The sequence below is a fragment of the Nonomuraea sp. NPDC049152 genome (genome assembly GCF_040648355.1).
Lineage (GTDB): Bacteria > Actinomycetota > Actinomycetes > Streptosporangiales > Streptosporangiaceae > Nonomuraea.
In genome coordinates this window covers 135,182-160,871 of the sequence record NZ_JBEZDO010000011.1, presented here as the reverse complement: position 1 = coordinate 160,871, position 25,690 = coordinate 135,182, and the positions used below count along the sequence as shown (strand labels likewise).

Annotated in this window: 30 protein-coding genes; 13 read left to right on the top strand and 17 right to left on the bottom strand. The window is 69.9% G+C overall.

All coding sequences use genetic code 11. The features are described from left to right. Positions 1-20: 20 nt before the first annotated feature. Positions 21-635, bottom strand: coding sequence for a TetR/AcrR family transcriptional regulator (locus AB0B45_RS21760; protein WP_358133069.1), 615 nt, complete (start codon positions 633-635; stop codon positions 21-23). Beyond that, positions 632-1,144, bottom strand: coding sequence for a GNAT family N-acetyltransferase (locus tag AB0B45_RS21755; RefSeq protein ID WP_358133066.1), 513 nt, complete (start codon positions 1,142-1,144; stop codon positions 632-634). The genes AB0B45_RS21760 and AB0B45_RS21755 overlap by 4 nt, the downstream gene beginning before the upstream one ends. A gap of 70 nt (positions 1,145-1,214) precedes the next feature. Between AB0B45_RS21755 and AB0B45_RS21750 the strand changes: the two genes are divergently transcribed. Next, complete coding sequence (locus AB0B45_RS21750; protein WP_358133064.1) at positions 1,215-1,682, top strand: helix-turn-helix domain-containing protein; 468 nt, start codon at positions 1,215-1,217, stop codon at positions 1,680-1,682. Here AB0B45_RS21750 and AB0B45_RS21745 read toward each other — a convergent pair. Next, positions 1,656-2,294 carry a VC0807 family protein gene (locus tag AB0B45_RS21745; protein ID WP_358133061.1) on the bottom strand — a complete coding sequence of 213 codons (639 nt, stop codon included), beginning with the start codon at positions 2,292-2,294 and terminating at the stop codon, positions 1,656-1,658. The two genes, AB0B45_RS21750 and AB0B45_RS21745, sit on opposite strands and share 27 nt — an antisense overlap. 115 nt (positions 2,295-2,409) lie before the next feature. Here AB0B45_RS21745 and AB0B45_RS21740 point away from each other — a divergent pair, with 115 nt between their 5' ends. Further along, a complete protein-coding gene (locus tag AB0B45_RS21740) occupies positions 2,410-3,246 on the top strand; it encodes an SURF1 family protein (protein WP_358133058.1) in 837 nt (278 codons plus the stop codon). Here the strand turns inward: AB0B45_RS21740 and AB0B45_RS21735 are convergent. After that, positions 3,151-3,795, bottom strand: coding sequence for a hypothetical protein (locus tag AB0B45_RS21735; RefSeq protein ID WP_358133055.1), 645 nt, complete (start codon positions 3,793-3,795; stop codon positions 3,151-3,153). The genes AB0B45_RS21740 and AB0B45_RS21735 overlap by 96 nt on opposite strands. Positions 3,796-3,818: 23 nt before the next feature. Between AB0B45_RS21735 and AB0B45_RS21730 the strand changes: the two genes are divergently transcribed. From AB0B45_RS21730 to AB0B45_RS21710, 5 genes are all read left to right on the top strand, one after another. Further along, positions 3,819-4,625, top strand: a complete 807-nt coding sequence (locus AB0B45_RS21730; RefSeq protein WP_358133052.1) for a tyrosine-protein phosphatase — start codon at positions 3,819-3,821, stop codon at positions 4,623-4,625. Between the two features lie 68 nt (positions 4,626-4,693). Continuing rightward, positions 4,694-5,890, top strand: a complete 1,197-nt coding sequence (locus AB0B45_RS21725; RefSeq protein ID WP_358133049.1) for an amidohydrolase family protein — start codon at positions 4,694-4,696, stop codon at positions 5,888-5,890. Positions 5,891-6,019: 129 nt separating this feature from the next. Further along, positions 6,020-7,096 (top strand): serine hydrolase domain-containing protein, encoded by a 1,077-nt coding sequence (locus AB0B45_RS21720; protein ID WP_358133047.1) that lies wholly within the window; start codon positions 6,020-6,022, stop codon positions 7,094-7,096. A 183-nt stretch (positions 7,097-7,279) separates the two neighbouring features. Continuing rightward, positions 7,280-7,885, top strand: a complete 606-nt coding sequence (locus AB0B45_RS21715) for a response regulator transcription factor (protein WP_358133044.1) — start codon at positions 7,280-7,282, stop codon at positions 7,883-7,885. Next, positions 7,876-9,753: a histidine kinase gene (locus AB0B45_RS21710; RefSeq protein ID WP_358133041.1), complete on the top strand. Its 1,878-nt coding sequence runs from the start codon at positions 7,876-7,878 to the stop codon at positions 9,751-9,753. Before AB0B45_RS21715 ends, AB0B45_RS21710 begins: the two co-directional genes overlap by 10 nt. Positions 9,754-9,763: 10 nt before the next feature. On the opposite strand, the gene AB0B45_RS21705 is transcribed toward AB0B45_RS21710, so the two are convergent. Further along, complete coding sequence (locus AB0B45_RS21705; RefSeq protein WP_358133039.1) at positions 9,764-11,386, bottom strand: multicopper oxidase domain-containing protein; 1,623 nt, start codon at positions 11,384-11,386, stop codon at positions 9,764-9,766. Between the two features lie 130 nt (positions 11,387-11,516). On the opposite strand from AB0B45_RS21705, the gene AB0B45_RS21700 reads away from it, so the two are divergent. Then, the gene (locus AB0B45_RS21700) at positions 11,517-12,965 is read left to right on the top strand and encodes an MFS transporter (RefSeq protein WP_358133036.1); all 1,449 of its coding nucleotides are present in this window, start codon (positions 11,517-11,519) and stop codon (positions 12,963-12,965) included. Between the two features lie 49 nt (positions 12,966-13,014). Here the strand turns inward: AB0B45_RS21700 and AB0B45_RS21695 are convergent, their stop codons facing one another. The 3 genes from AB0B45_RS21695 to AB0B45_RS21685 all read right to left on the bottom strand — a co-directional run bounded on the left by AB0B45_RS21695 (position 13,015) and on the right by AB0B45_RS21685 (position 14,800). After that, positions 13,015-13,638, bottom strand: a complete 624-nt coding sequence (locus tag AB0B45_RS21695) for a hypothetical protein (RefSeq protein WP_358133033.1) — start codon at positions 13,636-13,638, stop codon at positions 13,015-13,017. Next, positions 13,635-14,186, bottom strand: coding sequence for a sigma-70 family RNA polymerase sigma factor (locus AB0B45_RS21690; RefSeq protein ID WP_358133030.1), 552 nt, complete (start codon positions 14,184-14,186; stop codon positions 13,635-13,637). The genes AB0B45_RS21695 and AB0B45_RS21690 overlap by 4 nt, the downstream gene beginning before the upstream one ends. Positions 14,187-14,272: 86 nt before the next feature. Beyond that, the gene (locus AB0B45_RS21685) at positions 14,273-14,800 is read right to left on the bottom strand and encodes a TetR/AcrR family transcriptional regulator C-terminal ligand-binding domain-containing protein (protein WP_358133028.1); all 528 of its coding nucleotides are present in this window, start codon (positions 14,798-14,800) and stop codon (positions 14,273-14,275) included. Between the two features lie 87 nt (positions 14,801-14,887). Between AB0B45_RS21685 and AB0B45_RS21680 the strand changes: the two genes are divergently transcribed. From AB0B45_RS21680 to AB0B45_RS21670, 3 genes are read left to right on the top strand one after another with little or no spacing between them, the layout of a single operon-like run. Further along, positions 14,888-15,226: a hypothetical protein gene (locus AB0B45_RS21680; protein WP_358133025.1), complete on the top strand. Its 339-nt coding sequence runs from the start codon at positions 14,888-14,890 to the stop codon at positions 15,224-15,226. Further along, the gene (locus AB0B45_RS21675; protein WP_358133023.1) at positions 15,226-15,525 is read left to right on the top strand and encodes a hypothetical protein; all 300 of its coding nucleotides are present in this window, start codon (positions 15,226-15,228) and stop codon (positions 15,523-15,525) included. The genes AB0B45_RS21680 and AB0B45_RS21675 overlap by 1 nt, the downstream gene beginning before the upstream one ends. 21 nt (positions 15,526-15,546) lie before the next feature. Next, positions 15,547-16,152 (top strand): VC0807 family protein, encoded by a 606-nt coding sequence (locus AB0B45_RS21670; RefSeq protein ID WP_358133020.1) that lies wholly within the window; start codon positions 15,547-15,549, stop codon positions 16,150-16,152. Here the strand turns inward: AB0B45_RS21670 and AB0B45_RS21665 are convergent. The 6 genes from AB0B45_RS21665 to AB0B45_RS21640 form a co-directional block, all read right to left on the bottom strand. Beyond that, positions 16,127-16,471, bottom strand: a complete 345-nt coding sequence (locus AB0B45_RS21665) for a YkvA family protein (protein ID WP_358133017.1) — start codon at positions 16,469-16,471, stop codon at positions 16,127-16,129. The two genes, AB0B45_RS21670 and AB0B45_RS21665, sit on opposite strands and share 26 nt — an antisense overlap. A gap of 50 nt (positions 16,472-16,521) precedes the next feature. Further along, positions 16,522-17,937 carry an amidase gene (locus AB0B45_RS21660; protein ID WP_358133014.1) on the bottom strand — a complete coding sequence of 472 codons (1,416 nt, stop codon included), beginning with the start codon at positions 17,935-17,937 and terminating at the stop codon, positions 16,522-16,524. Positions 17,938-18,119: 182 nt separating this feature from the next. Next, on the bottom strand, positions 18,120-19,070 hold the full coding sequence (locus tag AB0B45_RS21655; protein WP_358133012.1) for an LLM class F420-dependent oxidoreductase: 951 nt from the start codon (positions 19,068-19,070) through the stop codon (positions 18,120-18,122). Between the two features lie 105 nt (positions 19,071-19,175). Beyond that, a complete protein-coding gene (locus tag AB0B45_RS21650) occupies positions 19,176-19,556 on the bottom strand; it encodes a hypothetical protein (protein ID WP_358133009.1) in 381 nt (126 codons plus the stop codon). A gap of 345 nt (positions 19,557-19,901) precedes the next feature. Next, the gene (locus AB0B45_RS21645) at positions 19,902-20,444 is read right to left on the bottom strand and encodes a hypothetical protein (RefSeq protein ID WP_358133006.1); all 543 of its coding nucleotides are present in this window, start codon (positions 20,442-20,444) and stop codon (positions 19,902-19,904) included. Between the two features lie 18 nt (positions 20,445-20,462). Next, the gene (locus AB0B45_RS21640; RefSeq protein ID WP_358133003.1) at positions 20,463-20,900 is read right to left on the bottom strand and encodes a hypothetical protein; all 438 of its coding nucleotides are present in this window, start codon (positions 20,898-20,900) and stop codon (positions 20,463-20,465) included. Positions 20,901-21,000: 100 nt separating this feature from the next. On the opposite strand from AB0B45_RS21640, the gene AB0B45_RS21635 reads away from it, so the two are divergent. Beyond that, the gene (locus tag AB0B45_RS21635; protein WP_358133001.1) at positions 21,001-21,258 is read left to right on the top strand and encodes a hypothetical protein; all 258 of its coding nucleotides are present in this window, start codon (positions 21,001-21,003) and stop codon (positions 21,256-21,258) included. Between the two features lie 231 nt (positions 21,259-21,489). On the opposite strand, the gene AB0B45_RS21630 is transcribed toward AB0B45_RS21635, so the two are convergent. Continuing rightward, on the bottom strand, positions 21,490-22,158 hold the full coding sequence (locus AB0B45_RS21630; protein ID WP_358132998.1) for a TetR family transcriptional regulator: 669 nt from the start codon (positions 22,156-22,158) through the stop codon (positions 21,490-21,492). Between the two features lie 114 nt (positions 22,159-22,272). Between AB0B45_RS21630 and AB0B45_RS21625 the strand changes: the two genes are divergently transcribed. Beyond that, positions 22,273-22,962: a hypothetical protein gene (locus AB0B45_RS21625; protein ID WP_358132996.1), complete on the top strand. Its 690-nt coding sequence runs from the start codon at positions 22,273-22,275 to the stop codon at positions 22,960-22,962. A 383-nt stretch (positions 22,963-23,345) separates the two neighbouring features. Here AB0B45_RS21625 and AB0B45_RS21620 read toward each other — a convergent pair whose 3' ends face one another. Then, positions 23,346-24,404 (bottom strand): aspartate-semialdehyde dehydrogenase, encoded by a 1,059-nt coding sequence (locus tag AB0B45_RS21620; protein WP_358132993.1) that lies wholly within the window; start codon positions 24,402-24,404, stop codon positions 23,346-23,348. Further along, a complete protein-coding gene (locus tag AB0B45_RS21615; protein WP_358132990.1) occupies positions 24,401-25,675 on the bottom strand; it encodes an aspartate kinase in 1,275 nt (424 codons plus the stop codon). The genes AB0B45_RS21620 and AB0B45_RS21615 overlap by 4 nt, the downstream gene beginning before the upstream one ends. Between the last annotated feature and the right edge of the window lie 15 nt (positions 25,676-25,690).

Sequence of the window (25,690 nt, the reverse complement as noted above, 5' to 3'; positions counted from 1 at the left end):
CACCACACAGGGTGCTTGGATCATTGCTCCCTGTCGCTCTGCCGCAGGCTCTGCCAGGCGGCCTGGCCGAGCCCCTTGATCTCGTCGTCGGTGGGCGTGTGGGCTCCCGCGAACCACAGGCGGCACATCTCCTGCGCGGGGCCGAGCCACAGCACGTAGCACATGGTCGGGGCGACCGGCTGGAGCAGGCCGTTCTTCATGTGGGGGCGCCACCAGTCGGCGACCTGGCGGAAGAAGGCGCGGCGCGCCTCGGCGGCCTCGGGGCCGCCCGGCTCGTTCTTGCGCGGCGGGCGCTCGCTGACGAGGATCCTGGCACGCTCGGGGTGCTCGCACGCCCAGCTCATGTGGAAGGCGACGACCGCCTCGATGCCCGCGCGGGCGTCCTCGTGGCTGACCAGCTCGGCGACGAACGCCTGCTGGTAGGCGGTGAGGATCTCCGCGTAGAGCACGCCGAAGACGTGTTCCTTGCTGGCGAAGTGGTGGTAGAAACTGCCGACGCTGACGCCGCTCTCCTCGCGGAGGCTGGCCAGGGTGGTGGCAGAGACCCCGTCCTGACTGAAGCGGCGAAGGGCGCCCTCGATGATGCGGGTACGGCCGTCGCGTCCGTTCTTGGCGCCACTCACATGCGTCTTCATAAGGTCAATGGTGGTCCACCAGAACCTTGTTCCGCAAATACCACGGCCGATTGGATCATAGCGGTCACTTCGACAGATCCGGAAGAGACTTTCATCGTGGCGTCGGGCCACATCCTCCTGATGATCCGCAGAACCCGCCTGTTGTCGCCCAGGACGTCCATGCCGACCGTGGTCGCGCCCCGGCCGGCCGCCCTGCCGAGCAGCACGCCGATCAGCCTCCTGCCGAGGCCGCGGCCCTGCCAGTCGTCGGTGACCACGATCGCGATCTCCACGTCGGTGGCGCCGCCCCGGTAGCTCATCGCGTGGCCGATGATCTCGCCGTCGCGCTCGGCGACGATCGCGTCGCGCTGGCCGTCGATCGCCAGCAGCGTCCTGATCAGGCCGGCCCTGGGCGACGGGATCCCGCTGAAGAACCGGAGGGTCTGCGTGTGGAGCGACAGACCTACCAGGAAGCGCCTGATCCGTTCCTCGTCGCACGGCCCGGCGGGACGGATCTGAGTTCCCATCATAGACTCAGCATTCCGCCACTAGCTGAGTCTGTCAATTGGACTCAGATGTTTCTCGAAGTACCCTTCACCTATGAACGTGCCTTTCCGGGTGGACAACTGCTCGATCGAGCGGACCCTGGACGTCGTCGGGGAGAAGTGGACCTTCCTGGTGCTACGCGAGGCGTTCAGCGGTGTGCGGCGCTTCGCCGACATGCAGGCGATCACCGGCGCGCCGCGACAGGTGCTGAGCGCGCGACTGAACCGGCTCGTGGACGAGGGGCTGCTGCGCAAGGAGCCCTACAGGGAACCGGGGCAGCGCCAGCGCGACGAGTACCGCCTCACCCAGAAGGGCCTCGACCTCTATCCGATCCTGGTGGCGCTGATGCACTGGGGCGACACGTACATGGCCGACGAGGAAGGGCCGCCCGTGATGCTCACCCATCGGGGCTGCGGGGCCGCGCTCGAACAGCACTTCAGGTGCGCGGACGGGCACGAGGTGGCCGGGCCCCGCGAGGTGACGGCGGTGGAGGGCTCAGGCGCGAAGCTGAAGAGCGCCTAGGGTCCTGCGGAAGTCGAGCACCGAGGCGAGCGCCGTACCGCCCAGCAGGACGGCGACCGCGGCGGTGCGGACCAGCAGGAAGGTCGCCAGTGCCTCGTGGAGGAGCATCCACAGGGTGAAGGCGCCGTTGACGAGCTGCGCGCACCCCCAGACGAGCGACTGCCGGACGAAGAACCGCCGCATCAGCGGATGCGACTCGACGTGCTCCGGCATCGGGACCAGGTCGACGGTGACCCGCTGCGCCATGGGCCTGCGCGTCCTGACGGTGCACAGGAAGGCCGCGCTCGCGCAGAAGATGCCCATGGTGGGGATGAGGAAGAACCACCTCGGATCGTCGAACGCCACCGCCAGCACCACCCGCACGGTGATCGTCACCGCGGCCAGGAGCAGCGATCCAGGCACCTCCGTCCGCCGCCACAACCGCCACCCCGCGCCGCCGTAGACCCACGCGACCGCGGCCGTGAGCCCGCCGGGGATCCCGGCGACGATCATGCCGAGGTAGAAGGTGGCCACCGGCATGATCATGGCTTCGAGGACGCGCGGAGCGGCGTGGCGGAGGATCGCCGACATGCGCGGCATGACGACCGCGGGGGGCGCGGCGAGGAGGGTCATGGAGGTGTGCAGCTCCTGGAGGGAAAGGGCGACAAATCCCGACCGTAGACGATGACCAGGCGACCTGTCCCGGGTTCGGTGCGGGACCGGTGCGGGCAGTGCCTAACCTAAAGACGTGTACCGGTTCCTGCTCACGCCCAGGTGGCTGGCGCTCCACGTCGTGGTGCTGCTGGTCATTCCCGCCTTCGTCTTCCTGGGCCAATGGCAGTTCGGCCGGTACGAGGAGCGCTCGTCCAACAGCGACGTCGTCACCAGGAACCTCGAGGCCAAGCCCGTGCCCATCGCCGAGCTCGCCGCCCCGGGAGAGCCCGTCGACGAGAGCAGCCGCTACCGGGCCGTCACCGTCCGGGGCGCCTACGACCCCGCCCACGCGCTCCTGGTCCGCAGGCGGACGCAGAACACCCAGCTCGGCTTCTACGTCCTGACCCCGCTCGTCACGGGGCAGGGCCAGGCGGTCCTGGTCAACAGGGGCTGGGTGAAGGCGGGCGCGACCGCCGACGCGCTGCCCGAGGTGCCGCCCGCCCCTTCGGGTCAGGTAACTGTCACCGGAAGGCTACGTCCCAGCGAGACCGAGGCGTCGAGCGGCATCAGGAACCGTGGGGCGCTTCCCCCGGGGCAGGTGCTGCTCATCAACAGCGACGCCATCGGGAAGGGCCTGCCGTACCGGCTGGTGGGCGGGTACGTGTCGCTGACCGAGCAGCAGCCGCCGAGCTCGCCCGCGCCGGAGCCGGTGCCGCCGCCCGACGTGGGCGCGGGCGGCGGGCTCAACTTCGCGTACGGCGTGCAGTGGTGGCTGTTCATCGGCGTGGCCATCGGCGGATGGTTGATGATGATCCGGCGCGAGGTGAAGGACAGGTCAGCCGAACAGCGCCGCGAGACCGAGGACGGCGAGGCCGCTGACGACGGCCAGCACGAAGGACGCCAGACATCCGCCGAGTCCGTCGAGCCGTGAGGCCCTGGGCGGCAACGGGTCGTCCAGCGCCATCCAGATCGGCTGCGGCTCCATGAGCAGGTAGACCGGGGCGCCCAGGCCGCCGATGAGGAACAACCAGAACCAGCCGAGGCGGGAGGCGTAGCGCGGTCTGGACCTCGAAAGCATCGCCAGCAAGGTGATGAACCAGGCCGCCGGCACCAGCAGGCCGTAGCGGGACGGAACCTCCTCGAACCACTCGGGCGGCCAGCTGTCCCTGTCCTTGCGGACGACCGTGACCCCGCGCGTCTCGGCGGCGTCCAGCTCGGCGGCCCACTCGCCGGGACCTGTCGTGGCCAGCCGCCGCCATCCGGTGGGCGTCCGCGACCAGCTCAGCTCCCCCGAGGCCGCGACCAGCACCACGGTGTCGCGCCCCCGCAGCGCCGCCCTGAGCTCCTCAGGGGTGCCTTCGGTGGTGCGGGTGCTCAACGCGACCAGGCAGGCCCCCCACAACAGCGTGACCAGGAGCAGGAGCCTGGCGACCAGGCCGATGACCCGCCATGACGTCTTGACCGCTAAGTGGCCCTCCATGTCTCCCAACGTAAGGTAAGGGCGTGACGCGTCACCTGGAATTCCTGCGGCTCCACAACTTTCGCGACATCGGTGGATATGTCACCCGTGGAGGACAGGTCGTGCGGTGGAAACGCTTCTACCGTGCGGACTCACTCGGTTGGCTAACGGGTGAGGATCTCGCCAGGTTCCACGCGCTCGCCGTACGCACGGTGATCGACCTGCGCCACCCCTTCGAGGTCGAGCGCTCGGGCCGTGTCCCCGAGTCCGACGGACTCACCTACCACAACCTGCCGATCGAGGGCCGGCCGTGGGACTTCACCACCTTCGACCCGGCCATGGGCGTCGGCAGGTTCCTCGCCGACCGCTACCTCGAGGTCAGCGAGGACGGCGTCGACCGGCTCAAGTTCGCCGTCGAGACCGTCGCCGACGCCGACAACTCCCCCGTCGTCGTGCACTGCGCGGCGGGCAAGGACCGCACCGGCATCCTCACCGCGCTGGTCCTGTCCCTCGTCGGCGTCGCCGACGACGACATCGTCGCCGACTATGCGCTGACCGGCCTGGCCACCGAGCGCTTCGTCGCCGACTGGAAGTCCAGGTTCCCCGATGCCCCGATGTGGCCCGGCTTCGGTCAGGCGCCCGCCGAGGCGATGCGGTTCTTCCTCCACGATCTGGCCGCGCGCCACGGCTCCGTCGAGGACTACTGCGCTGACGTGCTCGATGTCGATCAATCCACGATCGAGCGACTGCATGCCGTACTGCTGGGTAGTACGCCGGAGGGTTCGCCCACGGCACCCTCATCGGGTGAGCTCGCGCCCGGGATCACCGGCCTTCCCAGTGATCCCGGGTGAGGGCCCCGATACCAACAGGTGACCGGCCAGCTTGTTCGACGTGATGCGCACGTCGTACCGTTGCCTGCGTGACTACGCCGCTCCTTCCCGACCCCGAGCCGAGGCGGCGCGACTACGTGATCATCTCCGCCGATGATCACCTGATCGAGCCTCCTGACCTTTTCGAGGACCGAGTCGCAGCGAAATATGCGGACTTGGCACCCAAGGTGGTCGAAACCGAGGCTGGTCACCAGGTCTGGCGGTACGGCGGGGCCACCTACCCGTGCGCCGGGCTCGACGTCGGCGCCGGCCTGCCCCGCGAGCAGTGGACGCTCGACCCCGTCAGGTTCGACGACATGCGTCCCGGCTGCTACGACATCGAAGCCCGCGTCCAGGACATGGACGTCGCCGGCATCTGGGCCGCGCTCTGCTTCCCCGGCATGCTCGCCGGGCAGTCGGGCATGCCGTTCGCCAGGACCCGCGACCAGGAGCTCGGCCTCGCCCTGGTCAAGGCGTGGAACGACTGGCACATCGACGTCTGGGCCGGCACCTACCCCGAGCGCATGATCGGCCTGCAACTGCCGTGGCTGCCCGACCCCGAGACGGCCGCCAAGGAGATCCGCGCCAACGCCGCCCGCGGCTTCAAGGCCGTCGTCTTCCCCGAGTTCCCGACCAGGCTGCGGCTGCCCTCGATCCACACCCGCCACTGGGACCCGTTCTTCGCCGCGTGCGAGGAGACCGGCACCGTGGTCTGCCTGCACACCGGCGCCTCCTCCTGGTCGCCTGTGCCCTCGCCCGACACGCCCATCGAGGCGATCACCACGCTCATGCCCGCCAGCGCCATGTTCGCCTGCGCCGACTGGCTGTGGTCGGGCGTCCCGCTGCGCTTCCCCAACCTGCGCATCCTCATCGTCGAAGGCGCGGTCGGCTGGCTGCCCATGCTCGCCGAACGCGCCGACTACGCCCTCGACCACCCGGTCGGCACCGAGGCGCTGTGGGAGGGCGGGCTGAAGCCCAGCGAGGTCCTGCGGCGCAACTTCTTCTTCGGCACGCTCGACGACCACGCCCTCTCAGGGGTACGGCTGGCCGTCGGCCTCGACCACGTGCTGCTGGAGAGCGGCTACCCTCACTCCGACTCGACCTGGCCCGACACTCAGAAGGCGGTCGCCCGCAACCTGGGCACGCTGCCACCCGCCGACATCGCCAGGGTCGCGTACGGCAACGCCGCCCGCCTCTTCGGCCACCCCCTGCCCTCACGCGCCTGGCTGAGGATGGAACAGCTCTGACGGTCTGGCCCTCCCCTTGCTTGACGCGCTCCGCGCCCGGACGGTTCCCGCGATAGGGGGGTCAGCCCTACCCCGCAGGGGGTGGTCGCATGACTGTGCCGCGGCGGTGATCGCGAGAGGGTTCTCGGCATGAAGAAGATCTCCCTTGTCACCAGGTTGCTCGCCGCCGCCACCGCGGCCGTCGTCGTCGCGGGCACGGTCGCCCTGCCCGCCGCCGCAGCCGCCACCTCCAAGCCCTCCGTTCAGGAGCACCTCGACAGGCTGACCATGGCGGACGGGTTCGCGGGCGCCGTGCTGCAGGTGCGGGACGCGAGGGGCAGGTCGAGGACGTACACCTCGGGCACGGCGGCGCGGGGGACGGGCAGGCCGATGGTGGGCGGCGACGCCCGGATGCGCGCGGCCAGCATGACCAAGCCGGTGGTCGCCGCGGCGGTGCTCGACCAGGTGGCGCGGGGGAAGCTCGACCTCGACGAGAAGGTGGAGACCTATCTGCCAGGCCTGCTCGACGGGCGGCAGGTGACCGTACGGCAGCTGCTGCAGCACACCAGCGGCCTGCCCGAATATCTCGACACGATCGACTGGGCGAAGCCCGGCACGCCGGAGGAGCAGCTGAAGCCGGCCCTCGCCAAGAAGCCGATCGGGGAGCCGGGCGAGAAGTGGTCCTACTCCAACACCAACTACCTCGTGGCGGGGATGCTCCTGGGCGATGACTTCAGGAAGGTCGTCGAGTCGCGGATCCTCCGGCCCTACGGCCTGAAGCGGACCTACTGGCCGGCCGAGGGCGAGATGGCGATCCGCGGCGAGCACGCCCGCAACTACGGCGTGAGCCCTGCCGACCCCAAGGGCGGCGTCGCCGACATCACCGAGATGCCGGGCCACGCCTTCGGGGCCGCGGGCGGCCTGGTCTCGACGCCCGCGGATCTCAACGCGTTCTGGCAGCGGCTGCCCTCCTCGACGCTGAAGACGATGGCGAGCGGGACGGTGCCGGCGGACGCGCCGTACGGGCACTACGGCCTGGGGGTCGCGAGGGTGGCCACGAGCTGCGGCGGGACGGTCTGGATGCACGACGGGGGACTGCCTGGGGTGAGCGTGCTCAGCGGACGTGACCGCGCAGGCCGGGCGGCCACCGTCTACGTCACGGGCGCGGCCGACACCCCTGCCAAGAACGCTCACCTGCTCGCGGCGTTCGACAGCGCGTTCTGCTAGCGGGTCGGCGGGGACTGAGGAACCGGTCCAGGCGCGGACAAGGGGCCGGTTTTCGCATCACGTTTGAGGGAGAATTCCCTATTCTGTCGCTCAGCGTGGAAAGGAGCGCTCGATGTCCACTACGCCCCCATCCTTCGGGTACGCCGGCCGGTCGCTCACCTGCTCGCCACCGCGCGCGTCCCGATGATCCGCGTTCTTCTCGCCGAGGACATGCACCTGGTCAGGGGCGCTCTCGTGGCGCTTCTCAACCTCGAGCCCGACATCGAGGTGGTCGCCGAGGTCCATACGGGCGACGCCGTCGTGCCCACCGCGATGGCGCACCGCCCCGACGTCGCGGTGATCGACGTCTACCTGCCGGTCATGGACGGGCTCGCCGCCGCGGCGGAGCTGCACCGGCTCCTGCCCGAGTGCAGGACGCTGATCCTGACGGGCCTGTTCAGGCCGGGGAACCTGCGCCGCGCCGTGGCCGCGCACACGTCGGGTTTCATGTTGAAGGACGCACCGCCCGCCCAGCTCGCCGAAGCGGTCCGCAGGGTGGCGGCCGGCGACCTCGTGGTGGACCCGGAGCTCGCCATGCTGGCCTTGCGCAAGGACGACAGCCCGCTCACCGCCCGCGAGATCGACGTCTTACGCCTGACCGCGGAGGGCGGTGACGTGGCCGAGATCGCCGCCCGGCTCTTCCTGTCGGTGGGAACCGTACGCAACCATCTGACGACGATCGTCACGAAGCTCAACGCACGCAGCCGCGTCGACGCGGTCCGGATCGCGCACGACGCCGGGTGGCTGTGACGCCGGACGCGGGCGCCGATCTCGGACGCGCTCGCCGGCTCCTGAACGTCACCCTCTGGCTCACACTGATCTACCAGTACACGGCGCTCGTCACGCTGGACAGGCCGGCCGAGCGGTGGCTGGTGGCGGGGCTGCTGCCGGTGTCGTTCGCGCTCACCCTGCGTCATGTGCTGAAGGGCAGGGCGGGCGAGCGCCCGAGGTGGTGGGTGTGGACGCTGACAGCGCAGGGGCTGGTGGCCTTCGTCCCTTCGCTCGTCGTCGATTCGCCGGGGATGCCGGGGCACAGCTGGCTGGGAGCGTGCGTGCTGCTGCTGGTGCCAGGGCGGGCCGCCTGGCTGCTGTACGTGGCTCTCATCGGCGCGGTGGGTGTCGTCCAGATCGTCCACCCTCAGTTCTGGTATCTCGGCGCGTGGCGAACGTTGAGCATGTTCTCCGGCGTCGTGGCGATCTACGGCATGGCGCGCCTGGTCGATCACGCGATCATCCTGCACGACACGCGAACGGACCTGGCGCGCACGGCGGTCGACTCCGAGCGCCTGCGCGCCGAGCGCGAGCTGCAGGGCAGGCTCGGCCATGCGCTCTCCACGATCGCGCGGCGGGCCCGTCGCGCCTCCAAGCTGGCCGGCACGGAGCGGGAGGAGGCGTCGGCCGAGCTCACCGCGATCGTGACCAGGGCCCGCGAGGCGCTCGCCTATGCCCGATCCCAGTTCGGCCCTCAGCAGCCGCCGCCCGCCGCGTCGCCGCCAGGGGTGGCCCACCGCCTGTCCATCGTGATCATGGTCGCTTACCACCTGGGGTTCGGCATCGACTCGGTCCTGGACCTGGTGGTGCTGGGCGCGGACCCTGTGAAGATCGCGCTGGCGGTTCCGCTGCTCGTGACCGCCCTCTTCCTGCAGCTGCGCCACTCCTTGGCGTACGCGCCGGGCAGGAGGCCGCGCGCATGGGGCTGGTCGCTGGGGGCCCAGACCGCGCTGTCCCTGGCGTTCGTCCCGTTCTTCGGCTACTCGTGGCTGCAGACGATCGCGTTGCTGGCGGGGACGGTGTTGCTGACCATCGCCCCGCCGGTGTCCCGGATCCTGGTGGGCGCTCTCATGGCGTTGGACGGCGGGCTGGCATGGCACTACTTCGGGCTCGAAGGGGTGCCGATGTACACGCTGTATCCGATGGCCTTGGGTCTGAACGTCTACGGCCTCAGCTGGCTGGTCTGGGTGGGCCGCCAGGTGAACGACGCTCGCGCGGAGCTGGCGCGCCAGGCCGTGGCGCTGGAGCGGTGGCGCATCTCCAGGGACACCCACGACCTGCTCGGGCTCGGCCTGTCGGCCATCACCCTCAAGACGGAGCTGGCCTCCCGCCTGCTGTCCATCGATCATGACAGGGCCCGGGCGGAGATGAGGGAGGTCGCAGAGGCCGCGGGGCGAGCGCTCGCCGACCTGCGGTCGGTGTCCGGCGAGCAGGTCGACCTGTCGCTGCAGGCCGAGGTCAGGTCCGCCCTGTCGATCCTGCGAGCCGCCGACGTCGCCGCGGAGGCGACCGTGTCGAGGCAGCCGCTGCCCGCGCCGCTCGACGCCATGCTCGCCACCGTCCTGCGCGAGGCTGTCACCAACGTGCTGCGGCACAGCAAGGCGGAGTGCTGCGCCATCGTCGTCACCTGCGAGGACGGCGTCGTACGGCTGAGCGTCACCAACGACGGCGTCTCCTCCGCCGTCCCCAAGGCCAGGGACCGCGGGCTGGCGAATCTCAGGGCCAGGGTGACCACGCTCGGCGGGCACTTCGAGGCGGGACCGACCGACGACCGGCGTTTCGCGCTGACCGCCGAGGTCCCCCACCCGCGAGATCGGAGCTTCAGCGCCGAAGTCCCCCAGCCCTGAGATCGGGGCTTCACCGCCGCGGCCCCCGGCCGTGCGAAGCGGGACCTCGGTCGTGCGAGGCCGCACCCCGGTCATGCGAGGCCGCACCCCGGTCGTTCGAGGCCGCACCTCGCCTGTGTGCAGCGACGCCCCGGCCGTGCGTGTGGGACATCGGCAGGATGCCGGGCTTCTCACCGGGGCCGAGGACGACGAACTGGCCCATCATGCCCTGGTCCTCGTGCCAGAGGATGTGGCAGTGGTACATGTACGGGATCTGGGGATCGGTGTAGTCGGCGAAGCGCATCGCGATCCGCGCCCTCGTCCCCGGCTTCACGTAGAGGGTGTCCTTCCAGCCGCTCACCTCCGGCCGTGGCGGACCACCGTCGACGGACATGATCAGGAACTGGACGTCGTGCACGTGGAAGTTGTGCGGCATGTGGTCGAGGTTGGCGATCTCCCAGACCTCGGTGGTGTTCTTCCTGACCCCGACGTCGATGCGACCGGGGTCCATGAGCAGACCGTTGATCTTGAAATCGCGCAGTTCGAACCTCCGCCTCGCGGTGGGAGCGGACACGTCGAGCCGTGGACGCTCGGCGAGCGTCGCAGGTAGCGGCGGCGAGAAGAAGAGCTCCGAGGCGGCGCGCAGCTCAAGGATGTCCAGAATGTCGCCACCACCGGCGTACCGCTGGTCCCCGATGTTGATCCCCAGGTCGGAGCGGTAGCTGCGGAGCATCAACCGTTCGCCGGGGCGAAGGCTCACGACGATCTCGGCCCGCTCCCCCGGCGACAGCTGGACGCGGTTCGTGTCGAGCGGTGCGGGCAGCAGCCCGCCGTCCGTCCCCACGAGCGCGAACGACCGATCGTCGGCCATCCCGAAGTTGTAGAACCGGGAGTTGGAGGCGTTGAGCAGGCGCAGCCGTACCCGCTTGGACCACACGTCGAGGTAGGGCTCCACCGTCCCGTTGACGGTGATGAGGTCGCCCAGGACGCCCATCCCGCCGATCGTGGGGATCTCCTCGTTGAGCTGGTTGTCGTCGTTGAGCCGCTTGTCCTGGACGATGACCGGGATGTCGTCCACGCCGTAGTGGCGCGGCAGGGCGAGGGCTTCGTTCTCGTCGATGATGAACAGCCCGGCCAGCCCGTGGTGGACGTGGCGGGCGGTCCTGCCGTGCGGGTGCGGGTGGTACCAGAGCGTTGCGGCAGGCTGCCTGATCGTCCAGCTCGGCGACCACGTCGTCCCGGGGGCGATGAGCTGGTGCGGGCCGCCGTCCATCGCGGCCGGCACGTGCATGCCGTGCCAGTGCATGGTCGTCGCCTCGGTCAGGTCGTTGCGCACGTTGACGAGTACGGTCTCGCCCCGCCTGGCGCGCAGCGTCGGCCCGAGATAGGGGCCGTTGATGCCCCACGTCTCGGTCGGCGCTCCGGCCCTGAACCGCATGGTGCCCGTGGTCGCTCGCAGGTTGAAGACGCGGCGGCCTTCTCTGTCATGGTCCGAAGGGGCGAGCGGCGGGATGACCAGCTTGTTGGTGAACCCCGCCTGCTCCCCGGTGCGACGGGTGGCCGTGGTCGCCCACATCCCGCCCATCGCGCCGGCGGCGGCGATCGCAGGCGCCCCGGCGATTCCGTAGATGAGTACTGATCTGCGTGAAACCATGGCCACCACTCTGCGCCTGACCTGGCGTTATGCCGGAGAATCACCCCTAATGACCCGACCATGAGATGTTCATGATGCGATCATGATCGCCACACTGGTTCGCGGGGCCCGGCCCCCCGACACTTCCAGCATGGAAGCTAAGACGGCCCAGAAAGGCAACTCGCTGGCCCTGCTGGTGGTGATGCTGGCCACGTTCATGGACATGGTCGACGTGACGATCGTCCACATCGCGCTGCCGAAGATCCAGCAGGATCTCGGCGCGGGCTATTCGACAGGCCAGTGGGTGGTCGCCGGGTACTCCCTGGCGTACGCGCTGATGCTGGTCACCGGCGGACGTCTCGGCGACATCGCGGGACGGCGGCGGGTCTTCGTCATCGGCGTCGCCGGGTTCACCCTCGCCTCCGCGCTGGCGGGCGCGGCCTCCTCCGCCGAGGTCCTGGTGATCGCCAGGATCGTCCAGGGCGCCTTCGGCGGCATCATGGTGCCGCAGGTCATGTCGACCATCACGACGCAGTTCCCGCCGGGCAAGGAGCGGATGAAGGCGTTCGGCCTGTTCGGCGCGGTGATCGGCATCGCCCAGGTGAGCGGCCCGCTGCTGGGCGGGGTGCTGTCCGACTACAGCCTGTTCGGTCTCGGCTGGCGGGCGATCTTCTTCATCAACCTCCCGATCGGCCTCTTCGCCCTCGTCGGCGCCTTCCTGTGGATCCGCGAGTCCAGGTCGGACCAGGTGATGCGGCTCGACCTGGTCGGCGTCGTGCTGGTGAGCGCCGCGTCAGCGCTGCTGCTCTACCCGCTGATCCAGGGCCACGACCTCGGCTGGCCCACCTGGACACTCGTCTCGATGGCGGCGGCGGTCCCCGTCCTGGTCGTCTTCGCCCTGTACGAGCGGCGCACCGCCTTCCCCTTGGTGCCGCCGCGGCTGTTCACCCGGCGGTCGTTCGTGGCCGGCACCATCCTGCTGTTCGTCCTGTTCTCCGGGGTCGCGTCGTTCTTCCTGGTGCTGACCTGGGACCTGCAGTTCGGGCTCGGCTGGAGTCCGATCCACCTGGCGCTCACGACGCTGGGCTGGCCGTTCGGCATCGGCTTCACCGGCCAGCTCGCCAACCGGTACGGCCAGCGGTACGGCCGCAGGCTCATCGGCATCGGCGCCGCCGTCATGGCGGTGGGCCTCGCGGCGATGTCCGTCGTCCTCGACCTCGCGGGCACAGAGGTGACCTCGTGGCAGATCCTGCCCTGCCTCTTCGTGTCGGGCCTGGGCATGGGCATGTGCGTCGGCATCGCGGTCAACGTGGTCCTTGGCGACGTTCCGCTCAACGACGCCGGCGCCGGCTCCGGCGTGCTGAACTCCCTGATACAGATCGGCGGCGCGGTGGGGGTGGCCCTCGTCGGAGTGATCTTCTTCGGGATGACGGACGGGACCAGGGATCCCGCCGCCTTCTCCGACGCGGCCGCCACCACGCTCTGGTACAACGTCGCGGTCTTCGCCCTCGCCGCGCTGCTGAGCCCGTTCCTTCCCCGCGGTGCCGTTCAGGCCGAGGAGCAGGCCCCCGTCCTCCAGCCGGTCAACGACCCCGTGTGAACCAGCGGGGGTCAGGCCGGTGCACCGGCTCTCCCCCGCTCTCAGCCGATCAGCTTCCGGCCGGCGGCCGGCCTTCGGGCCCGCCGCGGTCGGACCAGGTCGCATCGTCGACGGCGGCGCACGGCTTGACCGCGCCGGTCACGACCATCGCCTTGAACCGCCACAGCGCCCGAGGCTTCTCGGGTCCCGAGGTCTGGTCCTCGTTCTCGGTGAACTCCATCACCAGGGTGTTGCCCTTGGCGACGTACTTGGGATCGATGTCCACGCCTGCCTCGCGCGGGTGGGCGGCCTTGTAGGAGACCGACTTCTGCCACTCCTCGAACGTCTTCCCCTTGCCACCGTCGACGGGCGTGCCCCTGTCCCGTTGACACTTCTTGCCGGGCTTGACGTAGTCGATCGCGGCGACGACGCCCATCGCCTCCAGGTCCTTCTCCAGTTTGTCGGCGTCCCTGAACTCGTTGACCTCGACCCTGATCGTGCCGTCGGCGTTCCTGGTCACCGCGTACGCCCGGGTCTCCGACCCGGTCAGCAGCGGTACGGCGATCGCCGCCGCCGCCGCGAGCCCGGCCACCGCCGCCCCCGCGAGCAGGCGGCGACCGGCACGGCGTCGTCGTTCCCTACGCGCGACGATCTCGGCTTTCAGTTCCATCAGCAGGTACTCCTCGAAGTTCATCCCGGTGTTCCTTCCATGACGAAGGGCGTCTCCCGCAGCGTTCGGCGCGCCCGGTGCAACCGCACCTTGGCGGTCCCAGGGCGGATGCCGAGCGCGGCCGCCGCCTCCGTGACCGTCAGCTGGTCGACGACCACCAGCTCGAGTACGGCACGCTCCCCCTCGGGCAGCATGGCCATGGCGGCGAAGGCCCGTCGGGCCGGTCCCTCCGCGTCGATCCGCTCTTCGAGCCTGGCGACGTCGTCGGTGTCCAGCGGCCTGCGCCCGCTCACGCGATCCGCCAGCCGCGTCTGTTTGAACAGCCGCCGCCGCTCCGCGGAGAGCGTGTTGCGCGCCACGCCGTAGAGCCAGGCGATCTCGCTGCCCAACCCCGGCCGGTAGGTGTGGGCGGAGTCGAGAACCCCCATGAACACCTCGGCCACCAGGTCGGCGACCGTGTGCGGGTCGTCGACGCGGCGGGCGAGGAAACGGGTGACCGCATCGACGTGCCGCCGGTAGAAGGCTTCGAAAGCCACGGGATCTGTGGCGATCTCCGCCTGTTTGCGACGCACCGGCAATGCTCCCTTCGTCGATCTACACCCCTGCTTGGTCAGATCCATCCAAAGGGTTACAAGACGGCGTGAGCTGCCGTTTCAGGTCAGGGTTCGCGCAGGGACAGCAGGCGGTCCACCAGGGACTTGGCCTGCTCGGGCCCCAGAGGCGCGTTGAACACCAGCGCGTGGAAGTAGATCGGCGCCTGCACGATCTCCATCAGCTCGATCAGTGTGGGCGCGTTCTCGTGGCGATCGAGCATCCCCTGGACCTGGATCCCGCGCTCCAGCAGGTAGATCTGGTCCTCCGCGTTCTCCGAGCCCACCAGCGCGGCTCGCAGGAAGAGCTTCCCGAACGGCCCGGCGAGGTCCCGCGCCATCTGGACCGCGTAGGCGTCGAGGTCACCGCGCAGCGTCCCCGTGTCGGGCACCGGCGACTGCCGCAGCACCTCGATGACCACATCGTTGATCAGCCCGGCGATCGTGCCCCACCGGCGGTAGATCGTCGCCTGGTGGACGCCGGAGCGCTCGGCGACCTCCGCGATGCTCACGTCGAGGCCCTCCTGCAGCAACTCGACCACCGCCTGATGGACGGCCGTGCGGACTCTTGCGGAACGACCTCCTGGACGCTGCATGCGCTCCATCCTAACGCGAAGTCTCTTGCGTTAAGGGCGAAGGTCGGCCTATCTTAATCGCGAGAGATTTCGCATTAAGGGGGCAGTATGGAACCGCTCGTCTTCGAGAACGACGCGACGTTCTGGTACGAGACGCTGCGCGCGTTCGGCCACATCGCCTACGGAGGCGCCGATTTCGGCGAGGTGCTCGTGACCGCGCGGCGCATCACCGAGGGCGACTACGACAGCTGGCACGACGAGTGGCGGGCCACCGCCGACCGGGTGGCCGCCGAGGCCGAGCACAGCACGCGCCCCATCAGCAGGAGGGACGGCTTCCTGCGCGCGTCGAACTACTACAGGACCGCCGAGTTCTTCCTGCATGGCGCCCCCTCCGACCCGCGCGTCGCCGGCGCCCGCCGCCTGTCCGTGGAGTCTTCGAGCACCTGATGGCCACCGACCCGACCATGCGCTGGGCCTGCACCCATGGCATGTGGGTGACAGGTACCGCCGGCCCCCGCGAGTACGCCGCCGCGCTCCTCGACTACACCGTGCGAGACGGGATCGCCGAACGGATCACCTGCCCCACCCTCGTCTGCTCGGCCCAGGGCGACTTCGCCTTCCAGGGCCAGCCGGAGCAGCTCTACGACCACCTGACCTGCGAGAAGACCTTCCTCGAATTCACCGAGGAGGAAGGCGGCGACGCGCACTGCCAGTCCGGAACGCCTGGCGATGGCCCGTATCGGTGACTGGCTGGAGGAGACTCTCTGATGAAGGACCTGCTGCTCTGGGACGTGCTGCCGTCCGTCGCCACCTACTACATCTGCAGGGCGCTGGGCGTGCCCGAGTACGCCGCGCTCATCGCCGCCGTCAGCGTCGGCTTCCTGCGAGTCCTCTACGTCGCCATCAAGAAGCGCAGGTTCGACGGCTTCGCCGCGTTCACCGCGTTCGTGTTCGGGATGGGCCTGCTGCTCTCGCTGCTGTCGGGCGACGAGAAGTTCCTCCTGGCCATCAAGTCCCTGACCACCGCCGCCGCCGGGCTGATCCTGCTCGGCACCTGCGTGACGGGCCGCCCTGCCGCCTTCGCCATCGCCAAGCGGTTCGGCGCGGAGGACGAGGCGACCGTCCAGCGGTGGGACGCCCTCTACACCGCCGAACCCACCTTCCGCAGGATCTACGTGGTCATGACCGTCGTGTGGGGCACGGCGCTCCTGCTGGAGTCCGCCGTGCGCCTGCCACTGGTCTACCTGCTGCCCACCGACGTCATGGCGGGCCTGTCATGGGTGCTGCTCATCGGCACCATCGCGCTGCTCGGGGCATGGAGCGCGTGGTACGGCAAGCGGGGCGAGGCTAGGGCTGCTCGACTCGCCCGGTGAGCCGCCTGCGCTCCCACTCGACGTATCGCCCGCTCTCGCCGAGCATCGAGGCCATCAGCCAGAGGAACACGCCGAAGTCGTCCGCGACACCGATGAGCACCAGGAAGTCGGGGACGATGTCGACCGGCGAGACGATGTAGACCAGGCCGAGCGCCATCATGGCGAGCTTGCCCTTGCCCATGCCCGCGTACTCGCCGCGCATCACGCCGCCGATGAGGCGGGGGATCGCCCTGACCCTGGTCATCACACCAGGCGTTCCGGGTTTGCTGACCTCGCGGTACGTCTTCCAGGCCGCTGCGGCCCTTGATGCCTTCGCCATCCGAGCACCTCCTCTTCGCGATATAACGCAATACCCGGCGCCGTGGTTCCCTAACGTAGCGCCGAGTGCACGAAGGGGTGCGCCCGCTCGATCTGGGCGGCCAGCCGTACCAGGAGATCCTCCCTGCCGGCCGCGGCGACCAGTTGCACGCCCACGGGCAGTCCGTCAGCCGTCCTGTACAGGGGCAGCGAGATCGCGGGCTGCCCCGTCGCGTTGAACGGCGAGGTGAAGGCGACGGCGGGCCCCGTCCGCCCGAACGAGGTGCTCAGGTCGTCAGGAGGGAACCACCCGAGCGGGTACGGCGGGATGCCGAGCGTGGGGGCCAGCAGCAGGTCGTGGCCGCTCCACCAGGAGGCCATCCTGCGGCGGTATCCGTCCACCCACTGCAACGCGAGGATGTGGTCGACCGCGCTACGCCTGCGCCCGGCCTCGGCCATCGCCTGGTTGCGCGGCTCCAGCTCGGAAAGCTCCACGGGCTTGCCTCGCCACCTGCCGATGCTCTCCAGCTCGGCGGCCACGTTGCCGGCCACGATCGCGCCGAAGTGGGTCGCGAACTCGGAGTCGCCGAGCGCCTCGGGCCAGCTCTCCTCGACCTCGTGCCCGAGCTCTTCGAGCAGCGCCGCCGCGCTCATCACGGCAGCGGCGGGCTCCGCCTCGCCGGGTACGTCCTCGCGAGGATGCTCGCGCACGAATCCGATCCGCAACCTGCCGGGCTCGGCGTCCACCTCGTGCGCGAGCGGCCCCGGGAGCGCGGGCGCGGCATAGGGGTCGCCGTGCACGTAGCCGGTGAACAGGTCGAGCACCGCGGCGGTGTCCCTGACGGTACGGCTGACCAGGCCGATCGCGGACATGCCGCTCCACCCCTCGCCCTGGGCGGGACCATGACTGGACCGGCCCCTCGTCGGCTTGAGCCCCACGAGCCCGCACATGCCGGCGGGGATCCTGATCGAACCGCCGCCGTCGCTGGCCGTCGCCACCGCCACCATGCCCGCCGCGACCGCCGCCGCCGACCCACCGCTGGACCCGCCCGCCGAGTAGGCGAGATCGTAAGGATTGCGAGTGGGACCGTACGCCGCGGGCTCGGTCGTGATCGTCGTACCGAACTCGGGCGTGCTCGTCCGCCCCAGGATCACGAATCCCGCCTCCCGCAGGCGGGTCACCGCGTGTGCGTCGGCGCCCACCTCCACGCCGTCGAGCGTGCTCGACCCCGCGTTGTACGGCTCGCCCGCCTGCGCCCAGCCGAGGTCCTTCACCAGGATCGGCACCCCGCGGAACGGCGCGCCCTGCGGGAGGTCGTCCAGCTCGGCCAGCGCCCGCTCGAACCTCGGGTGCACCACCGTGTTGAGCTCGTCGTCGTGCGCCCTGATCTTCGCTATGGCGGCCTCGACCAGTTCTCTGGGAGTGACCCGCCCTTCCCGCACGGCCTGCGCCTGCCCGACGGCGTCCAACCTCAGAACCTCGTCCACGCGCGTCTCCTTCCTGCCACGAACCTCGCCGACCCCACCCTCTCCCGGCCTCCGCCCGCGTGGAACCCCGCGTTCCGCCCGGAGGCCGCCAGCCCTGGGCGGTCAGCGCACCCTCGGCCGACAGCCTGGGACGACCCTCCCGCCACCTCCCGGCTCTGTGATGAACCTCATGCCCTTCACGGTCACGGGGCCAGGGCGCGGACGGCCTCGGGGATGGGCAGCTCGCCGGGGACAGGGGCGAGGATCGGCGTGTCGAGCCCGTTGTCGACGTACTCCCGCACCCGCGCCTTGCACGTCTCCGCGTCACCGTGGACGATCAGCGCGTCCACCACCTCGTCGGGGATGGCCTTCAGCGCCGCCTGGCGGTCTCCTGCCGCCCATGCCTCGTGCATGGACCGCAGCACCTCGGCCCGGCCCAGCCAGTCGTGGAAGGCCGCATACGCGGGGACCGTCAGGTAGCTGGCCAGCATCCACCTCCCCATCTCGCGCACCTTGTCGGCGTCCTCGCTCACGCAGACGAAGATCCGCGCGATCAGCTCGGTCGAGGAGCCGATCTCGGCGCGCACCCGCCGTACGTCCTCGGGGGACAGCCAGTTGGTGATCGCGCCGTCCGCCTCCGCGGCGGCGAGGTGAAGCATCCCCGGCCGCAGCGCCGCCAGCACGATCTTCGGCGCCTCCTTCGGCGCGCGCTCCAGCTTGAAGCCCTTCACCTCGAAGGTCTCGTACCGTTCGGACACCTTCTCCCCCGCCAGCGCCTTCCTGAGGAAGCGCAGGGTGTCCCGCGTCCTGGCGTACGGCTTGCCGAACTCGACCGCGTTCCACCGCTCCACGATCGCGGGGGACGAGGATCCGATGCCGAGCACGAACCGGCCGGGCGCCAGGTCGGCCAGCGTCGCCGCCGACTGGGCCAGCAGTCCAGGCCCGCGGGTGAACACCGGCACGATCGCGGTGCCCAGCCTGGCCCCCCTCGCCCACTCCGACGCCATCGCCAGCGGCACGAACGCGTCGGCGCCATTGACCTCGGCCGACCAGATGTCGGTGTAGCCGAGCCCTGGCAGGTCGGCGATCAGCTCCTTGGACTCGGCGAGGGAGCGGTCGAAGAAGGGGATCGTCATGCCCCAGTTCTGGGTCATCGCTGGTCTCCCTGCGGGGATCGGGGTCGTTACACAGGACCATACCAACCAGACGGTATGCCGCCACGCGGATCTTGCCTTTCCCGGAAACGAGGCTCTGACGTGCTAGAACAGGGACGTGAGACGACGTGGGCTGTTGGCCTTCGCAGTGGTGGCAGGGATGAGCATGCCCTTGATCACCGTGGGCACGTGGGCCGCCGCGGCCCCTCCTCCGCTTCCAGGGCGGAGGTGTGAGGGCAACATCGTGATAGGCGTGGGCGGGCCGAAATGTAACGCCGCGACCCACATCGGCGTGCTGCAGATCGGCATCTCGCCGCCCGGGGCCGGGGCGAGCAGGCCGGACTCGCTCTGCGTGGACGACGAGTGCACCGCCGGCTGGGGAGAGGCCGTCTGGAGAGGAGCCGTCTGCCAGCTCCTGTCCGCGCTCGGCCTGAGCACCTGCGCGACGCCGCAGCTGACCTGGCCGACGATGCCCACCAGACCCACACCGGCACCCCCGCCCGGCCTCACCTCCGCGCCCCCGCGCCCGTCCGCGCCCACTCCTCCATCCGAGCCGAACCCGGTTCCCCTCCCGGCCCCGTCTCGCCCCGCGGCCCTCCAGCCGGCAGCCATCGTCGCTTCCATCTCAGCCCTTCAACCGGCCATCCCTCCTTTCGACATAGCCCTTCAACCGGCCATCCCTCCTTTCGACATAGCCCTTCAACCGGCCATCCCTCCTTTCGACATAGCCCTTCAACCAGCTGTGCCCGCCGCCACCACGGGCTTCCAACCAACCGTGCGGATTGTGAGCGGGGGCCTTCATCCAGCCGTCCTGACTCTCACGACGGGCCTTCACCCAGCCGTCTTGGCTCCCACGACGGCCCGCCAACGAGCCGTCCCGACTCCCAGCATTGGCTTCAAACGAGCCGCCCCCACACCCACCGCGGCCGTCCCACCAGCTATCCCGAGCAGTCCGACCATGACCCTCCAACCGGCCACGCCGAGCGGTCCCACCATGGCTATCCAGCCGGCCACGCCCAGCCGTCCCGCCATGGCGATCCAGCCGGCCACGCCGAGCCGTCCCACCGTGGCGCTCCAGCCGGCGATCCCCACACGCGCGGCTGCTTCTCCCGTGGCCAACCCCCCGCTGCTGTACCCGCCCTTCGCTCCGCCGCGTCCCCTGATCGCCACACCCACCGCCAGCCACCCGAACACATCCGCTTCCACACCCGCGGGCACGACCGCCTCCACAGGCGCGTCCGCCCCGACCCACGCGGGCGCGTCGGCCGCCACACCCGCGGGCATGGGCACGACCACCACGCCGGGCACGTCCGTCGTCACACCGACAGGCACGTTCGCCCCCACCCCCGCGGGCACGACCACCGCCACGGGCACGTCCGCCCCGGCACCTGGTCAGCCCAGCGTCGCCGCACCCGTCGTCGGCCTACCGCATACGCCCACCCCGACCACACGCCCGGGCGCGGCCCCCGCCACGACCGCCAACACGGGGGTCGCCACCGCAGGCGCGGCCGCAACACTGACAGGCGCGGCCACTCCCACGGGGGCGACTACCCCCGCGGGAATGACGACCACTGCGGGCACGGCGACCACCCGCGGGGGCACCCCCGCGGATGCCACCAGCCCAGCGGGCACGACCAGCTCAACGGGCACCACCGCCGCAGGCGCCGGCACGCCCTCGGGGGTCACCAGCCCTCCGGGCACCACCGCCGCGGGCGCCACCACCCCCGCGGGTATCAGCAGCCCTGCGGGCACGAGCACGCCCACCAGTGCCGCGACACCGCCGCCGAGCGAAGCGACGACACCCGCCGTCGCGCCGAATGCCACGGCCACCGAAGCGGGAGCGGGCGCAGGGGCCGGCGAGCCGACGTGGCTCCAAGACCTGGCGCTAGCGTCCGCCGTCCAGCCGTCCGGGCAGGATGAGACCCGTCCGATGACGGTTCCCCAAGCCATGCCACAGCAGTCCCCGCGACCGGTCGCGACCGTGCAGGCCGATCCTTCGACGCCTGGCGAGCAGGACGTGATCGGTCAACTCGCGGCTGGCAGCGAGAGCTTCGACCGGTCCCAGATGCTTCTCATGGTCCTCAGCGGAGGGGCGGCGGTCGCCGTGATCTCGTTCCTGGGCGGCCGCCGCAGCGCACGCACCCGCAGACGCACCAACAGACGCGCCGGAGAGGCCGGAGAGGTCTAAGACGGGCGACAACCGAGGCGCGCCGGAGGGCCGACGGGCGGAAGCCGCCAGCGGCCCCAGAGGGACCGACAGGCCCAAGGCGCCAGCGGAGCCGATGGGACCGACGGGCGGGGACATCGGGGCCGGAGGGACCGAGGCAGCTGACGGGCGGAAGCCCCACGACCGGCGTCGCATCCAGCGCCGTGAACCCGTCACCTCTGACGGTCGCGGCGACTACGGACAGTAGCCGGGTCAGGCTCTGAGCTCGTGGACCGCCGCGATGAAGTCCTTGGTGATGCCTCGCAGGCCAGGCAGGTGGGACAGGCCCACGAGCCGGTCGACGAGCGGCACGCTCACCTCGATGAGCCGGTAGGTGCGTTCGCAGCCGGGCGAGGTGTCGTGCACCCAGTACAGGACGATGCCCATGGACATCAGCCACAGCAGCTCGGGCAGTTCCTCGCGCAGTTCGGCGTCCATGCGGTCGCGCGAGCCCTCGACCACCTGCCGGTAGATGGCGATGGACGCCTCCCGGGCGGGCGTCGACTGGGCGCTGAACGGGCTGAGCGGGTTGGTGGGCTCGGCGGCGTGCTTGAAGAACTTCACCGCGAACTCGTGGTACGGCTCCGAGACCCGCACCCACTCCCTGAGCACACCCGTCAGCCTGGCCGCGAACGAGCGCTCCGTGGCCAGCAGCTCACGGCAGGCCTCCTCGTGCGCGATCTGGGCACGGTCGTAGTACGCCTGTACCAGCTCGTCCTTGGAGGCGAAGTAGTAGTAGGCGTTACCTACGGAGACCCCCGCCTCCGTCGCGATGGCCCGCATCGTGGTCGCATCGAAGCCGCGTTCCCTGAACAGGCGCAGGGCTGTCTCGACGATGAGCTCTCGGGTGCTCTCCGATCCTCGGGTTCGCGGTTCGGACACGCTCGTCACTTTACGTTAGTCAGAGCCGTGAGGTCATGGAGCCGCACGGTGATCACCGCCACACGGTAAAGATCGCTCCGAAGGAGGGATCAACAGCTCCGAAGCGTGGCATTGATGAATCGGGCGGAAGGGCAACTCCGCGAAAAAGGCCATCACATGTGGATACGTTGGTTGGTGCGGCTCTCAATCGCCGCGCTCATCGCCATACAGACCTGCATCATCGCGCTGTCGGCTGCGGCATCGGCGGCTCCAGTGCGGCCTGCCTCGACCGTCGAGGAGGACGTCGTCGAGGCGCGACCGCCGATCATCAAAACCTATGAACTGCAAGGCGTGATACGGGTCGCCCGCTGGTACACGGGGGCGACCGAGCAGCCCAAGGCTGACCTGTCGCGCGCCATGCCCCGCAGGGCGGTGCGCGTCTCGCACACGTTCGCCATGGACAGACTGTCCGCGGCGGGCCTGCGCTGGAAGTCCAGCGGCAACTGCGTCGACAAGAACAACCGTGTGTGCACGTCGCTGCAGGCCGTGAGGTCCGCCACCGTCACGGGGGCGATCGACCTCAAGCAGAACAGCGGTTGCAAGATCATGGTCACGGGCGGCACGGAGGCAGGGCACGCGCCCGGCCGCTACAGCCACGGGGCGGGTTACAAGCTGGACATCCGCCACAACCGGTGCGTCGACAACTACATCACCGACACCTTCGACCGGGCGGGCACGCGCTCCGACGGGTCCGCGCTGTACCGCTCGGACACGGGCACCGTCTTCGCCAGCGAATCCGATCACTGGGACATCCTGTTCCGCTGACGTTCCTTCTTCCTGCACCGCAAGGCTGGCGTTCCTTCTTCCCGTACGCCAGGGCTGGTGCTTCTTTCTTCCCGTACGGCAAGCCGTTCCAGCGCCTCCGCAGGCGCACGGTCCCGTCCGTGGAAGGCGCGCCGCCCAGCGGGACTCCGGTCCCCGCCGCAACGGCGCCCCCTCGGCAGGGGTCCGTTGCGGCGGGAAGGGGGCGTCGCACGAGGAGCGTCCCCTGGACGGGCGTCAGCCGGTGACCACGGAGGCGCGTGGCACGGCTTGCCGTACGGAAGAAGCCATCGCGCAGAAACACAGAAGGACCCGCAGGAGAACACAGGGACCCCCGGCCGGGTGGCCGGGGGTCCCTCAGAGAGCCGATCGTGCGGCGGACGGGGTCAGAGCTCCGTGGCCACCAACTCGGCGATCTCCGCCGCGTTCAGGGCCGCGCCCTTGCGCAGGTTGTCGCCGCACACGAACATGTCGAGCGTGTTCGGGAAGTCGACCGCCTGGCGGATCCGACCGATGTAGGTCGGGTCGGTGCCCACCACGTCCACCGGCGTCGGCCAGACGCCGTTGGCCGGGTCGTCCATGAGGACCACGGTCGGCGCCGCCTCCAGGATGCGGTGCGCGTCGGCCACGGTGATCTCGCGCTCGAACCTGGCGTGGACGGCCAGCGAGTGCGTGGTGACGACGGGCACCCGCACGCAGGTGGCCGACACCTTCAGGTCGGGGATACCGAGGATCTTGCGCGACTCGTTGCGCAGCTTCAGCTCCTCGGAGGCCCAGCCGCCGTCCTTGTAGGAGCCCGCCCACGGCACCACGTTGAACGCGATCGGCGCGGGGAACGGCGAGTCGGCGTCGAGCTTGTTGGCCAGCGCCTTGCGCACGTCGCCGGCCGCCTGGCCGACGGAGCGGTCGCCCGCCAGCGCCTCGATCTCGTCGTAAAGCCGTGCGGGACCCGCGACGCCCGCGCCCGACACCGCCTGGTAGGAGGCGACGACGAGCTCCTTGAGCGTGTACTCGGCGTGCAGCGCGCCGATCGCGGCCATCATCGACAGCGTGGTGCAGTTGGGCGTCGAGATGATGTTGCGCGGCCTCGTGCGGGCGTCGAGCGGGTTCACCTCGGGAACGACCAGCGGGACATCGGGGTCCATCCGGAACGTGCCCGACTTGTCGATCGCGATCGCGCCCCGCTCTGCGGCGATCGGCACCCATTCGGCCGACACCTCGTCGGGGACGTCGAAGATGGCGATGTCGACGCCGTCGAACACCTCGGGCGCGAGCGCCTGGACCACCACGTCCTCGCCGCGCACCTGGAGGGCCTTGCCCGCACTGCGGGCGGAGGCCACGAGGCGGACCTCGCCCCAGATGTCCTCCCTGGTCGAGACCAGCTCGCGCATCACGGTACCTACGGCACCTGTCGCCCCGATCAGGGCGAGGGTGGGCCTGCTCATCGTCCGCTACCTCCGTACACCACAGCTTCGACCTGGTCCGAGTCGAGGTCGAACGCGCGGTGCGCCGCGGCGACCGCCGCGTCGACGCCGTCCTGACCCACGATCACCGAGATGCGGATCTCCGAGGTGGAGATCATCTCGATGTTGACCCCCGCGTCCGCGATGGCGGCGAAGAAGGTCGCGGTGACGCCAGGGTGCGAGCGCATGCCCGCGCCGACCAGGGACACCTTGCCGATCTGGTCGTCGTACTGGAGCGACTCGAAACCGACCTGGTCCTGGATGCGCTTGAGCGAGGCCAGCGCCGTCTGGCTGTCCGTCGCGGGAAGCGTGAAGGAGATGTCGGTACGGCCGGTCGCGGCCGCCGAGACGTTCTGCACGATCATGTCGATGTTGATCTCGGCTTCGGACAGCGTTTTGAAGATGGCGGCAGCCTCTCCGACCTTGTCGGGGACACCGACAACGGTGATCTTGGCCTCGCTCCGGTCGTGCGCGACGCCGGAGATGATGGGCTGCTCCATCTCGGTTCCTTCGGTGTAAGGGTCGGACACGACCCACGTGCCTTCCTTGGTGCTGAAAGAGCTGCGCACGTGGATCGGCAGGTCGAATCTGCGAGCGTACTCGACACAGCGCAGGTGCAGGATTTTCGCCCCGCAGGCGGCCATCTCCATCATCTCCTCGTAGGAGATCCTGGGGATCTGCTGCGCCTGAGGCACGATGCGCGGGTCGGCGGTGTAGATGCCGTCGACGTCGGTGTAGATCTCGCAGACGTCGGCCGACAGGGCCGCCGCCAGCGCCACAGCGGTGGTGTCGGAACCACCACGGCCCAGCGTCGTGATGTCCTTGGTGTCCTGCGAGACGCCCTGGAACCCGGCCACGATCGCGATCTGGCCCTCGTCGAGCGCCTCACGGATACGGCTCGGCGTCACGTCGATGATGCGCGCCTTGCCGTGCGTGGAGTCGGTGATCACGCCCGCCTGGGAGCCGGTGAACGAGCGCGCTTCGTGGCCCAGGTTGGCGATCGCCATCGCCAGCAGGGCCATCGAGATGCGCTCTCCCGCGGTCAGCAGCATGTCGAGCTCGCGGCCCGGGGGCAGCGGCGACACCTGCTCGGCCAGATCGAGCAGTTCGTCCGTCGTGTCACCCATCGCGGAGACGATGACGACGACCTCGTTGCCGGCTTTTTTCGTCGCGACGATCCGCTGCGCGACCCGCTTGATGCAGGACGCGTCGGCGACGGATGAACCACCGTACTTTTGCACAACGAGCGCCACGAGAGTCTCCCAGTC